This window comes from Caballeronia sordidicola, from assembly GCF_000729995.1.
Lineage (GTDB): Bacteria > Pseudomonadota > Gammaproteobacteria > Burkholderiales > Burkholderiaceae > Caballeronia > Caballeronia sordidicola_A.
This window is the reverse complement of sequence record NZ_JNFG01000158.1, coordinates 1-371: the sequence shown is the minus strand read 5'-3', so window position 1 is coordinate 371 and position 371 is coordinate 1. Positions and strand designations below refer to the sequence as shown.

Genomic DNA, 371 nt, shown 5'->3' with positions numbered 1-371 from the left:
ATTCGATGGACCCAGAAGGGATTCCGCAACGCTCGGGGAACCACGCCGGAGGGAACGACCATGCGCAATCTCATGGGCCAGGTGGACGGGACGGTCAATCCTGCGCCCGGAACCACGGATTTTGATTCCCTGGTGTGGCACGACGGTACCGATCACCCCTGGCTAGCGGGCGGAACTTCGTTGGTACTGCGCAGAATTCACATGGAGATGGATACCTGGGACGAACTTGATCGACCGGGACGCGAACTGACGATGGGTCGAACATTGTCCAACGGTGCTCCTTTGACCGGCACCGACGAGTTCGACGAGGCCGATTTCACCGCGACCGACAAGTTCGGTATCCCTGTGATTCCGCCAGGATCACACATTGC

1 pseudogene is annotated in these 371 nt (G+C 59.3%); it reads left to right on the top strand.

From position 1 onward, the window contains the following. Positions 1–60 precede the first annotated feature (60 nt). Positions 61–371: pseudogene (locus tag FH08_RS0134185) on the top strand (Dyp-type peroxidase domain-containing protein); the annotation flags it as partial.